Annotated in this window: 10 protein-coding genes; 7 read left to right on the top strand and 3 right to left on the bottom strand. The window is 37.3% G+C overall.

Annotated elements, in window-relative coordinates; genetic code table 11:
• The first annotated feature begins 65 nt into the window (after positions 1-65).
• Genes ccoS through C3K47_RS07035 form a run of 7 tightly spaced genes read left to right on the top strand, consistent with a single transcriptional unit; the run spans position 66 to position 6,221 of the window.
• Complete coding sequence (ccoS, locus tag C3K47_RS07065) at positions 66-230, top strand: cbb3-type cytochrome oxidase assembly protein CcoS (RefSeq protein ID WP_103788423.1); 165 nt, start codon at positions 66-68, stop codon at positions 228-230.
• A 34-nt stretch (positions 231-264) separates the two neighbouring features.
• A complete protein-coding gene (ccoN, locus tag C3K47_RS07060) occupies positions 265-2,400 on the top strand; it encodes a cytochrome-c oxidase, cbb3-type subunit I (protein WP_103788422.1) in 2,136 nt (711 codons plus the stop codon).
• A gap of 4 nt (positions 2,401-2,404) precedes the next feature.
• Positions 2,405-2,593: a CcoQ/FixQ family Cbb3-type cytochrome c oxidase assembly chaperone gene (locus C3K47_RS07055; protein ID WP_103788421.1), complete on the top strand. Its 189-nt coding sequence runs from the start codon at positions 2,405-2,407 to the stop codon at positions 2,591-2,593.
• An 11-nt stretch (positions 2,594-2,604) separates the two neighbouring features.
• The gene (locus tag C3K47_RS07050) at positions 2,605-3,624 is read left to right on the top strand and encodes a cbb3-type cytochrome c oxidase N-terminal domain-containing protein (protein ID WP_207765248.1); all 1,020 of its coding nucleotides are present in this window, start codon (positions 2,605-2,607) and stop codon (positions 3,622-3,624) included.
• A gap of 22 nt (positions 3,625-3,646) precedes the next feature.
• Entirely contained in the window at positions 3,647-5,053 is a 1,407-nt protein-coding gene (gene ccoG / locus C3K47_RS07045) for a cytochrome c oxidase accessory protein CcoG (RefSeq protein ID WP_103788420.1), read from the top strand.
• 10 nt (positions 5,054-5,063) lie between these two features.
• The gene (locus tag C3K47_RS07040) at positions 5,064-5,507 is read left to right on the top strand and encodes a FixH family protein (RefSeq protein ID WP_103788419.1); all 444 of its coding nucleotides are present in this window, start codon (positions 5,064-5,066) and stop codon (positions 5,505-5,507) included.
• Positions 5,508-5,519: 12 nt separating this feature from the next.
• The gene (locus C3K47_RS07035; protein WP_103788418.1) at positions 5,520-6,221 is read left to right on the top strand and encodes a sulfite exporter TauE/SafE family protein; all 702 of its coding nucleotides are present in this window, start codon (positions 5,520-5,522) and stop codon (positions 6,219-6,221) included.
• An 88-nt stretch (positions 6,222-6,309) separates the two neighbouring features.
• Here C3K47_RS07035 and pafA read toward each other — a convergent pair whose 3' ends face one another.
• The 3 genes from pafA to C3K47_RS07020 form a co-directional block, all read right to left on the bottom strand.
• Positions 6,310-7,938, bottom strand: a complete 1,629-nt coding sequence (pafA, locus tag C3K47_RS07030) for an alkaline phosphatase PafA (RefSeq protein ID WP_103788417.1) — start codon at positions 7,936-7,938, stop codon at positions 6,310-6,312.
• A 91-nt stretch (positions 7,939-8,029) separates the two neighbouring features.
• A complete protein-coding gene (locus C3K47_RS07025; RefSeq protein WP_103788416.1) occupies positions 8,030-11,116 on the bottom strand; it encodes a PD40 domain-containing protein in 3,087 nt (1,028 codons plus the stop codon).
• Positions 11,117-11,235: 119 nt separating this feature from the next.
• Positions 11,236-13,578, bottom strand: coding sequence for a penicillin-binding protein 1A (locus tag C3K47_RS07020; RefSeq protein ID WP_103788415.1), 2,343 nt, complete (start codon positions 13,576-13,578; stop codon positions 11,236-11,238).
• Positions 13,579-13,584 lie beyond the last annotated feature (6 nt).

Here is a 13,584-nt window from a genome sequence, read left to right as displayed (position 1 = left end):
AACATGATATTTATCATGTTTTATGATAGCTGACGACTATACTTTTGTGACAATTTGTTGACAATATGAGCGCAATAATCATTCTGTTAATTATCAGTTTATTGGTAGCGGGAGGCTTTCTGCTAGCCTTTATTTTTTCAGTTCGGAACGGACAATTCGACGATGATTATACACCTTCAATAAGAATTTTGTTCGACGATAAAGACCCTGAATCAGAAGATAGAATATAAAATCAAATCAAAAAAAGCAACTTACTGAGTATATATGGAAATAGAAAAATTCTATTATGACAACCGGATTGTAAAGCAATTTGCGAATGCAACGATTTTTTGGGGCATTGTGGGTATGACAGCCGGACTTTTCGCCGCCTTGCAATTGGTGTTCCCACAATTAAATCTGGGTTTGGAGTACAGCACATTTGGCAGGGTTAGACCCGTGCATACGAACGCTGTAATTTTTGCCTTCGTTGGAAATGGTATTTTCATGGGTGTTTATTACTCCCTTCAACGACTTTGTAAAGCTCGAATGTTTAGTGATGCATTGAGCAAGATTCATTTTTGGGGCTGGCAATTAATTATTGTAGCTGCTGCTGTATCGTTGTTATTGGGATACACCACCGGTAAAGAATACGCTGAACTAGAATGGCCTATTGATATTGCAATTACTCTTGTGTGGGTAGTTTTTGGTATCAATATGTTTGGAACGATTATCAAACGTCGCGAGAAACATATTTATGTAGCTATTTGGTTTTACATTGCAACGCTGATTACCATTGCCGTTTTACATATCGTAAACTCAATGGAAATTCCTGTTAGCGCTTTAAAAAGCTACTCTATGTATGCGGGTGTTCAGGATGCGTTGGTGCAATGGTGGTATGGTCATAATGCAGTGGCATTTTTCTTAACAACACCTTATTTAGGTTTAATGTATTATTTCCTACCTAAGGCAGCCAATCGACCAGTTTATTCATATAAACTATCTATCGTTCACTTCTGGGCCCTGATTTTCCTTTACATATGGGCAGGTCCTCACCATTTGTTATATACAGCTTTACCTGATTGGGCCCAATCTCTTGGAACTGTATTTTCTATCATGCTTATTGCTCCATCATGGGGTGGTATGCTTAATGGTCTATTAACTTTAAGAGGTGCCTGGGATAAGGTAAGAGAAGAACCAGTACTTAAGTTTTTTGTCGTAGCATTAACCGCTTACGGTATGGCCACATTTGAAGGCCCAATGCTGTCGTTGAAAAATATTAATGCAATTAGTCACTTTACCGACTGGACTGTTGCTCACGTTCACGTTGGGGCATTAGGATGGAATGGATTCTTAACCTTTGCTGTTTTATACTGGTTGTTCCCTAAAATGTTCAAAACGCAGCTATACTCTAAAAAACTGGCTAACTGGCATTTCTGGATCGGCACATTAGGTATCATTTTCTATGCTGTTCCTTTATACTTTGCCGGCTTTACCCAAAGCTTAATGTGGAAAGAGTTTACAGAAGAGGGCATTTTAAAATATCCAAACTTCCTTGAAACGGTACAGCAAATTCTTCCAATGTACGCAATGCGGGCATTAGGAGGTGTACTTTATTTGGCTGGGGTAATAATGATGACCTACAATCTTGTAAAAACTGCTAAAGCAGGTTCATTTGTTGCTGACGAAGCCGCTGAGGCTGCTGCTTTAACAAAACATGAGTCTCATGCCGGCGAGCACTGGCACCGTGTTTTAGAGCGCAAACCTACTTTAATGTTGGTGGGTAGCTTGATTGTAATTTTAATTGGCGGATTGGTTGAAATGATTCCAACATTTTTGGTTAAATCAAATATTCCAACCATTGCCAGTGTAAAACCATATACTCCATTAGAGCTTCAGGGACGTGATATTTACTTACGTGAGGGTTGTTACAACTGTCACTCTCAAATGATCCGTCCTTTCAGGGATGAAACAGTTCGATACGGTGAATACTCAAAAGCAGGCGAATTTGTTTATGATCACCCATTTCAGTGGGGGTCTAAACGTACCGGTCCTGATTTACATCGTATAGGTGGTAAATACCCTGATTCATGGCATTATAATCATATGTTTGATCCATCATCTATGTCTCCTGGATCAATTATGCCTGCGTATCCGTTCTTGCTTGATAAACAGTTGGATGTATCTTCAACTTCTGCTAAGATCAGAGCAATGCAAACACTTGGTGTTCCATATCCTCAGGGTTATGATCAGATAGCAAATGATGATTTAAAGAAACAGGCAAGCGAGATTGTTGAAAGACTTAAAAAAGATGGAATTGAAACAAAAAGCGATCGAGAGATTGTTGCGCTTATTGCCTACCTGCAAAGAATGGGAACTGATATAAAAGCCCAAAACAAAACCGCTGAAGTAATTAAAAAATAGAGCAATGAAATTTATTAATTATCTCGAAACGATAGCAGGAGTAGGTATTTACCCTTTGATCTCATTGTTGGTCTTTTTTATCTTTTTTGTTTTGCTTACGCTATATGTGATCAAAGCACCAAAGAAATACATCGATGAAGCGAGTCATATTCCATTGGATGGAACAGAAACTAATAGTTTAACTAACCTTTAATCAGTTTGAGAATGAAATTTCGAACTACAGATATAAAAAATAAACTAAAACCGTTACTGGTTTTACTATTTCTTTTGTTATTGAATAATGCAGCGTTTGCTGTTCAAGAACTTGGACAATTTGGGTCGGGTGCCGGAACACCAGCTAAGTCGGCCGGAGGTGCAGTTGGAAGTACAGATTTGATCTTTTATTCACTGGCTGCTGCAGCTGTTATTGAATTGATTGTCATTATACTTTTGGCATTTTCAATAATGAAGATCATTAGAGTGTATTTTGGCATTGAGCTTAAAACACTTATTACTGGTAAAAAAGAAGCAGTCTTAGCTGCTACTCCAAAGAAAAAATGGTATTCTTTTGAACGTATTAACAGCACAGTACCTATTGAAAAAGAGGGAGAGTTGTTGATGGAACATGACTATGATGGGATCCATGAACTAGATAACAAAATGCCACCATGGTTCATTTGGTTATTTAATGTAACTATAGGTATATCAGTTATTTATTTGCTTGTTTTCCACGTTATAAAAGCTGCTCCATTGCAAATTGATGAATACAAAAATGAGCTAGCCGTGGCAGAAAAACACATGGAAGAATATCAAAAGAAATCTGCCAACCTGGTTGATGAAAACAGCGTAGTACTTTTAACCGAGGCTGCCCAGGTTAGTAAAGGTGCCGATGTTTTTAAAACCAACTGTGTGGCTTGTCACGGAGCCAAAGGAGAAGGAGGTGTTGGCCCTAATCTTACCGACGATTATTGGTTACACGGAGGCGGTATTAAGAACATTTTCAAAACAATAAAATATGGTGTTGTTGAAAAAGGGATGAGATCATGGCAGCAGGATTTATCTCCGGTTCAAATACAAGAAGTTGCAAGCTATATTCAAACACTTCATGGTACAAATCCTCCTAATGCAAAAGAAAAGCAAGGTGAATTGTATAAAGAAGGAGCAACTGCGGATGCTAATTCTAAGCCAGCAGATTCAACTGATACACAAGTAAAAAAAGATTCGGTAACAACCGCTAAAATGTAACTCGAAACAAGAGAAGATTGAAATGGCGCAAGACGATGTTTTATATGAAGAGGATGGTTTTAGGGATCATTTAGCAACTGTTGACGAAAAAGGTAAACGTAAATGGGTTTATGCTCAAAAGCCGGAAGGCTGGTATTACAATGTACGGACAGTTTTAAGTTTGGTTTACCTTGTGATCTTTTTTGCTCTTCCTTTTATAAAGATTAATGGACATCAGCTGTTTCAGTTTAATATTTTAGATAGAAAGTTTACCCTTTTTGGAGTTACTTTTTGGCCTCAGGACTTCTTTATCTTCGGGCTGGGGATGATCACTTTCTTAGTTTTCATTGTTCTTTTTACCGTAATATTCGGAAGGGTTTTTTGTGGTTGGGCTTGCCCTCAAACCATTTTTATGGAAATGGTTTTTCGTAAAATTGAATATTGGATTGAGGGTAACCATAACCAACAGCGGGCTTTAAATAATGGCCCCTGGACGAAGGATAAGATCTTTAAAAAGACAGCTAAGCATACTGTTTTTTTTGCTGTTTCTTTTTTGATAGCCAATACTTTTTTAGCGTATGTTATAGGTCTTGATGATCTCATTAAAATAATAATGGAACCTATTGGTCTGCATTTGACTGGTTTCATTGCCCTTTTAGCCTTTACTTTATGTTTCTATGGAGTTTTTGCTCACCTGCGAGAGCAGGTATGTATAGCAATTTGCCCTTATGGAAGATTGCAAGGCGTACTGTTGGATAAAGATTCAATAGTTGTTGCCTACGATAGAGTGAGAGGTGAAAGTCGCGGGAAATTCAGGAAAAATGAAACACGAACTATTGGTGATTGTATTGACTGTTATCAGTGTGTAAAAGTTTGTCCAACAGGAATTGATATTCGCAACGGTACTCAATTGGAATGTGTTAACTGTACAGCCTGTATTGATGCTTGCGATCATATGATGGATAGAGTAGGCCTGTCTCGTGGTTTAATTCGATTTGCATCGGAGAATAACATTATTAGAAAAGAGAAGTTTAAATTTACTTCACGTATAAAAGGTTATTCAGCTGTATTGTTTGTTTTAATTGGTGTTATGGTGTTTTTACTGGCATCACGTAAAGACCTGGATACGACGGTTACAAGGGTAGGAGGTATGCTTTACCAAAAACAGGGTAACGATAGCATCAGTAATCTTTATAATATTAAAATTCTGAATAAAAGCCAGGAGAAGATACCAATTACTATTAAAGTAGAGAACGCTATTGCGGATGTTAAAATTATAGGCAAAAATATTATTGTTAACGGAGAAGAGTCAGCGAATGGTACTTTCTTCATTATACTGCCGAAAAAAGAAATCAATTCACGCAAAACTAATCTTAAGATTGGCGTGTATAATGGTAATATAAAGATGCAAACCATTAAGACCTCATTTATGGGGCCGGTAAGCGATTAATACTTATAAGATGTTTAAATTGAGTTGGAGTTATATTGCAGCCATATTTTATTTGAGTTTTGTGGTTTTTATTGTGTGGTTGGCTTACAAGGCCATGCATGAAAAATTTGAATTGATTACCCCTAATTATTATGCCGAAGAACTGAAGTATCAGCATAAAATAGATGGTAAAGAGAATGTGGCAAAACTGAGTGAGCAAACCAAAGTTGAACTATCAGCGAAACAAGTCTCAATTGACCTGCCAAAAGATTTTGACGGCAAAAAAGTTGAGGGAACTATTGCCTTAATTCGGCCTTCGGATGAGAGTAAAGACTTAAAAGTTGCGTTAGAAGCTGATAATAATGGTGTACAGGTAATAAATTCTTCCAGTTTTGTAAAGGGTTTGTACATATTGCGGATAGATTGGAAATGTGAAGGCAAAGATTATTATTTAGAACAAAATATTTTTTTGTAATAAGATCAATCGATGATTGAAGCATTAATTTTTGGTTTTGTAGGTAGTTTTCATTGTATTGGTATGTGTGGCCCGATAGCGCTGTCATTACCCGTAAAGAATGATTTACTGATAAATCGAGTTGTTTCAGTTCTTATTTACAATTTGGGCCGGGTAATCTCTTATTCGCTAATTGGGTTGCTATTTGGATTACTGGGTTTAGGGTTTAAATTGGCCGGATTTCAACAAAGCCTTTCCATTGCTTTAGGTATTTTAATTTTAATGATAGCCATTTTTCCCTATTTCAGTAAGTTCAGACTCAATACCAGTTATATCTTATTTAAACCTATAGGTTTGATTAAAAATGCCATAGCGAAACTGTTCAGTAAACCACAACTCAGTTCTTTATTTTCAATTGGTTTGTTGAATGGTTTGTTGCCATGTGGTTTTGTTTATTTGGGTATTATTTGGACCACTTCGCTTGGAAGTGCATATCAAGGAGCCTTATTTATGGTTTTCTTCGGGTTAGGCACTATTCCAGCAATGTTAGGAGTTGGTTTAATGGGTAATATAATCGATCTTAAACTGAGAAATAAAATTAAAAGGGCCATACCAGCCTTTATGCTTTTAATGGGTTGTTTGCTAATTATAAGGGGGCTAAATCTGGGTATACCTTATTTAAGTCCACACTTAGAAACTAGATCAGAAACTATAGCACCTACCGAATGTCATTAATGCAGAGCAACAAAAAAGCTTCGAACTAAGTTCGAAGCTTTTTTGCTATTCAATCTATCCTTGATACAATTGATAATTCTTCTAGAATTTATTTAGTTAATCCTTGAATTGGGGTTCCAATACATCCATTTGGCTCCAAAATTTCGAGCAAAGCAGCAAGTGTAGCCGATATGTCTACAATCTGTGTCCGTTGAGTTGTTGATTTTGCTTGTATATTCCATCCGTACCATAATAGAGGTACATGCGTATCACTTGTATAAATGCTACCATGGGTTGTTCCTTGCATTTTTGTTCCCGACATCCAGTTTGGCCGCTCCAATACATAAATATCACCTGATCTTTTTGCATTCATCCCGTTTTTAATTACTGAGAGTTGATAATCAGGTATTAGCGCATCTGATAAATTGTGCAGGTCAATAACATTTGCTACGCCATCCATCTGCATAATAAACTCCTTACAAAGATTAAATACATCATCATATTTAACATTTTTTTGTTTTAGCAAGTTCATGTTAACATATAGCTGATCATTTATGGCATATTCAATCCATTTACCCTCGCCAAGTTTTTCGTTTAAAAAAGTGCCTAATGCTTTAATTGCTTTTCTATCGTCTGAAACTCCTGCAGGAATCTTAAAACTCTTATTAAAGGCAGCAATATTGGCAACGCCATGGTCGGCTGTTAAAAACACCAGTACATTGTCTTTTCCTAGGTAGTTATCCAAATAAGTCAATAATTCTGCAATATCCTTGTCTAATCTCAAATAAGTGTCCTCAGCTTCAATAGAATTAGGTCCAAAAGAGTGGCCGACGTAATCAGTAGAAGAAAAGCTTATAGCCAGAAAATCAGTAAAGCTTCCTTTTCCAAGTTGTTCATTTTTTAAGGTTTCAATGGCGAAATCTTTTGTTAGGGTATTACCCCAGGGAGTTGTCCGTATCACTTCGTAATTAGCCGGTTTATGCGGGAAAACTGGCTTTTCTTCACCAGGAAGTGGACGTTCATAGGGTTGATCGTCTGCGGTACTTTCTTTATAGTCTTCAATAGGTAGTAAGGTTGTCCAGTTGCGTTTCAGATATTCATCAGCCGGGCGTTTTTCATTTATAGTTTGAACCCATTTTGGTAGTTCTTTCATATAAAATGAACTGGTGATCCAATTTCCTGCCGATGAGTCAAACCAGTAAGAAGCATTTGCGGTATGTCCCGCTGGTAAAATAGAACCACGGTCCTTTTGAGAAATGCCTATTACTCTTGATCCAAAATTGTTTGACAAGCGTAATTGATCCGTAATTGTAGTTACCAACAGGTTATTAGGCGACATTAAGCCAGCTTTTGAGTTACTTCCAACAGTTGTAACAGAAGTGTCTTCGGCGCAATACATGCTTTTTTGTGAAACGCGATCGTACCAATCATTACCGGCAATGCCATTTATAGAGGGCACGCTACCCGTGTAAATGGAGGCATGACCTGGGCCGGTATAAGTTGGAACGTAGCTATAATGATTATTCTTACAGTTAAAACCTTCGTTCATCAATCGTTTAAATCCTCCATCCAAATATTTAGAATAATAGCGATACAAATAATCGTAACGCATTTGATCAACCACAATACCTACAATGAGTTTAGGTTTGGAAGGAATTGTTTTTGCTGCTTTTTGAGCAAATGATGGCAAGCAAACGGTAACCAAAAATGCCAGGGTAAACGTAAAATACTTTCTCATTTTTTAATTGAATAGTTGTGATTCAAAAATAAAAAAGATTGCTCCGTTAAAGGAGCAATCTCTTATTCTTATTGTTTTCTTAACAAAAACATTACCATCCGCCGCCTGAGAGGAATAAACCAAAATAAGGTTTAGGATTGTAGCGTTGGAAAGGTATAGCTAAATAGGGTTCTATTACGGCATAACCAAATAGATTAATACGCAATGTAACACCTGTACTTACAATTGGAGAAGCCTGGCCTGGAACATGTTTCCAGGTAAATTCAACTGGCTGTCCTTTGGCCCATGCTAAACCAGCATCAGTGAAAAATGCCAAATCAGAAAATAAGAATCCAGATTTGATCTTCGAAAGTTTTTCAGGACCAGTTAACGGGAAACGGATTTCGAAATTCGCAACAGCCATATGATCACCTAATAAGTCATATGGGTCAACTCCTGTTTTGCCATCCGGGCTATAATTTTCGTAAAGTGAATTACTATTATAACCATGTATTAATTGATCATAACCTAAATAAATAGGGTACAAGGCTCTTAAATCCTGAGTATTTCCAAAACGACCATAATACATACCTCTGAAAGCAAATGTCCAGGGTTTTGAATAAAGGTATCTTCTATAATCGGTGGTAACTGATGTGAAGTTATAATTTCCAAGAGTTTGTGACAGTTGTAATCTGAATCGTTGACCCTTTACAGGCGCTGTTAATCCAAATTGTGAATTATCACCAACATAAGCTCCCTGGAAAGCTACTAAATTGAATGGGGTAAAACCTAAGGCCTTAGCATTAACTTTAGATCTTTCCTGGCCCACGTAATAACCTGGGTAAATATTACCTTGGTTATCCTGCTCTGCAGTATAATAGTCACTGTATTTGTCAATCCGATAACTATAATGGCTTAATGTAGTATTTAACTCCCAACGTAACGTTTGTGAAATTGGATAATAACTGTATAAAGCCAATTCTTCCACAAAAGTTCGCTGTTTATAAAAAGGGCTTTCAACAAGATTTAGCTCCTGATCATAGGTTAAATTACCATAATAAGAGCTGAAGTAAGGAGTGTGTGAAACACCCAGACCCCAGTTTACGCGTCCTGCCCGGTTTATATAAGTAACGCCACCTCCAATATCATATATTTCTCCGTTTACCTGAGCAACAGCATATAGCTGATTCCTATCTAAGATATCTCCAAATAAAAAGCCTATACCACCTGCAACTCCGGTTCCGTATTGTGAGTTATAGCCAATACCAACACCTGATTGTGAAACCGTAACCAAGCTGAATTTAGGACGATATGGAACCTTCAAATAATCCGCTTCTGAGTATGGGATACTAATGTTTTCGAGGTTTTTGGTAAGCACACTCTCTTTCGGAATATCGAACGGGGGAAGTAAGGATGCTGTAAAGTCGGTTGCCTGTGGATCTACTTTAAATCTAGGGAAGTCAGAAGCTTCGGCTTTGTATAAGTTGTAATCACCATGACGGAACAAACAATAAGCAATCATATCATTTTTTCCCCTAACACTAAATGCTGGAGCGTCTTCAGTTATACCACTAATACCTGTAAAGTATTTGGTGAGTTTGTTAATTTCCTTTGTTTCAATGTTGTATTCATACAAATTTCTTAAGCCATCAGCATTTGAAAGGAAGAATACTTTCTTGTCGTCATGTGAAAACTGGGCGTTAAAGTTGTTGGCTCCAGGGAAAAAGTCAAGAACTTCAATTTTGCCGCTAGCAACATCGAGCAAACAAATTTTATATGAACCATATTTCAGTTCACGTAAATTAGTATCACTGCCTCTATCTGAAGAAAATACGATGGTTTTGCCGTTATTAGACCAGCTACCGTGGAATTCTGAATTGAAATCGGTTGTTAATCGTTGAGTTTTTTTAGTTTGAAGATTGTAAATGAACAGATCTGATTTACCTTCGATCATAGCCGTTAACAACATTTGTTTGCCATCAGGCCCCCAGGAAGGGTTCGAGAAATAGGGGAGACCATGAATTTTAATCTCATCCAGGGTTCGTCCTGTTCTTACATCAACAATAATCAAAACACTTTTACCCTTAATCATTACAATGTAGGCGTATTTTGATCCATCCGGTGACCAGGTTCCAGCGTCTTGAATGTAGTTATAATCATCCACATGTAATTTTTCGGCTTGTGATGACAGTTTTCTGATCACTCTACCTGTTCTCACATCTGCTAGGAATAAATCTATTGAGAAGAGGTTTTTCTCACTAAAGAAAGTAACAAAATTACCATCCGGACTCAAAACAGGGGAGATGTTCATTTCTCCCAAATCCTCTTGTCGAACCAATTTCTTTCCTACCAATGCAATGGTATCTTTCATGTAGGGTTTATAATTTTCGATGGTTCGGGTTTTCCACATGTTAGAGAGAACTTTCTCTTCGTAACCTAATGTACTGTCAACTGCCATTTGATAACCAAATTTGGCTGTATTAACAAACAATGGTTTTACAACGGTATCGCCCCAAACCCCTGCTACAAAAGCCCAAAAGGCCTGTCCATATCGATATGGGAAATACTTATTGGTAACAGTTAGGTCACGTAAACTTGGGAAATCTTTACTAACCACGGCATCGCGCATCCACATGGCTGTATGAGAATCCTTGCGGCCTATCGATAAATACTCAGCCATACCTTCTACCATCCATAATGGGAGGTTTTGAATACTATAAAGACTTAGTGAGTCGGCACTTTTAAGAATATCGTATTGAAAGGCGTGAACCAACTCGTGACCGAGGACGTGGTCGGTTTGAGCGGCAGCCTCAAAAAATGGCATAAATACACGGCCGCGGTAACCCTCGGTAACACCACCTGTGCCTTGTCCAATGTTTTCACTTGATAGCGTGGTTTGTGAAAAGTCAGAGTGGTTATTATAGATCATGATCGGGTTCTTATTATCAAATCGATGATCTAGAACGTTCCGATGTCTATTATACCAACGCTCACTCATGTCGGCAAATTTCCTTATCACGGTATCATTGTCCATGTAATTGTAAATGTCGAAATGGGGTGTTTTTAAGACTTTAAACTTGTATTTTTCATATTGAACCTTGTTTCTTCCAAAGTATTGGGCTTGAACGGAGTAGCCGGTCGAAAGAAATATTATCGAAAAGATAAGAGTGAGTAACCGAAGTTTAAAAAGCCGATGCATGTTATAGGGAAGTTTATATATTAACCGTAAAACTTAAACTATAAGTTAAGTTGAAATTAGACTTCAAACTTAACCCAGCGTTTAAACATATATACGAAAAAAAACGTTTAAAGTGAAACTTAAAACCCAGTATCTATACTGTCTGGCAAAGTTTCTTCTTCAACGTTCACACTATCTATGCCAGATGTTGTGTCTCTCCTAGGAACGGAATTTGGGCAATAATATTTCGTTTGAATTTTAATATCTGGTTTAGGAAATTTACCCATAGTTATACCCAAAGTTGGATCAGAATAAATCTTCTCCATGTATTTTCCAAAAATTGGAAGTGCAGTTTTTGAACCTTCACCATATTCGCCCGACATAAAGTGTATGTTTCTGTCTTCACAGCCAACCCAGGTACCTGTAATCAAATCTTTGGTTACTCCCATGTACCAACCATCAGAATAATTTGAAGTTGTACCTGTTTTACCACCAATTTCATTGCCTTTCTTAAAGAGGTCATATTCCCATAATGCTTGCGAAGTTCCTCCGGGTTCCTGCATACCCCCCTGCAGCATATACACCATTAACCAGGCTGTTTCTTCACTTAATACTCTTTTGGGTTCAGGCTTAAACTCTTTAATGAGCTTTCCATCTTTATCATAAATTCTGGTAACCAATAGCGGCTTGGCATACATTCCTTTGTTTAAAAAAACACTATAAGCCGTAGCCATTTCAAACAATGAAACATCATTTGATCCTAAACCAACTGAAGGAACAGATTTTAATGGACTTTCAATTCCACAGGTATGTGCGTATTTAACCACATTATCCCATCCAACTATTTGTGTAAGCTGAGCAGTAACTGAATTACAAGATTTGCCCAAGGCCCAGCGTAAGGTCATGTCATAACCGGTAAAATGCCAATCGGCGTTTTTGGGTGACCAACTTTTCTTTTCTCCGTTTTCAACATAGTTAATGGTTACTGGCTGGTCTTTGATTTTATCGCAAGGCGACATTTTTTTATAGTCGATAGCCGTTAAGTAAACAAATGGTTTAAAGGTTGAACCCGCCTGACGCTTAGATTGAATAACGTGGTCGAACTTAAAGTAATCATAGTTAATACCACCAACCCAGGCTCTGATCCTTGATGTTGAAGGTTCGATGGTAATTAATCCAGTTTGAAGTATCTGAGAGTAATAACGCATCGAATCAACCGTCGAGAAGGTTGTATCCTTTTCACCTTTCCAGGTAAATACGGTCATTCTCTTCTTTTGGTTTAGGGCATTGTCTATCGAGTCGATATTCCCCTTATATTTTTTAGTTAATTGTTTATAAACAGGCAATCGCTCCACCATGGTTTCCATGTAATTTGGAATCTCATCACCATTTTCATCGGTCCATGGATTTCTGTTTTGCCAATATCCATAAAACCTGCGTTGTAAAGCCGCCATTCGATCCTCTACCGCTTCTTCGGCGTATTTTTGCATACGCGAATCAATGGTTGTGTAAATCTTCAAACCATCAGCGTAAATATCATAGTCATTTTCCTTTGCCCAGTCTTTAATCCAATTAGCAACGGCATTTCGTACATAAGAATCTTTTTCCTGCTGATTATCTTCTTTGTAAGAAAGATCAAGAACAATAGGAGTTAACAGTAGTTTTTCATATTCGGGTCTTGGTAAGTGATTGTACTTAACCATCTGAGAAAGAACTATATTTCTTCTTTCTCTTGATTTTACCGGATTTGTTATCGGATTATAAGTTGAAGTAGCTTTGAGCATACCCACTAATACAGCCGATTCCTCCGGGGTTAATTGGTTTACCTGTTTGTTGAAATACTTATTAGCGGCCACCTTAATACCGAATGAGTTGTTGCCAAATGGAACCGTATTTAGATATAAGGTGAGAATTTCGTCTTTTGAATAAACCATTTCGAGTTTAACCGCTGTGATCCATTCCTTGGTTTTGTAGATAAGGGTTTTTATAACCGGAATATGAGTTAACAAACCAAAAGATTTTTGCCTGCGCGTTTGATACAGGTTCTTTGAAAGCTGCTGGGTAATGGTGCTGGCTCCGCGACGATCTCCGCTTAAAGTAGAAAATATACTGGAGAATAATGAACGAAGATCAATGCCAGAATGTTTATAAAAACGAGCATCTTCTGTATCGATCAATGCATATTTAAGATTGTCAGGTAAGTCTTTAAATTGAACCGGCGTACGATTTTCGGTATAGTATCTTCCTATTAACACACTGTCGGCACTGTACAGCTCCGAAGCTGTAGCCAAAGGAGGATTTTTTAAATCTTTAAAGCCAGGTGAGTAACCAAACAGCCAAAAAAGATTAAAATCAACCGCAATAAAAAAGACGATTATTATTGTAATTAAATAGATAAACCCTTTTACAAACTTATTTTTAGGTAGAAAACTGTTGATTTTCTTAAAGAAATTCTTAATTGAAGAAATAATCTTATTGAACATCAGTTG

The sequence above is a fragment of the Solitalea longa genome (assembly GCF_002920915.1).
Classification (GTDB): domain Bacteria; phylum Bacteroidota; class Bacteroidia; order Sphingobacteriales; family Sphingobacteriaceae; genus Solitalea; species Solitalea longa.
Note: the sequence above shows the minus strand (reverse complement) of the source record. Positions and strands in the feature narration are given on the sequence as shown.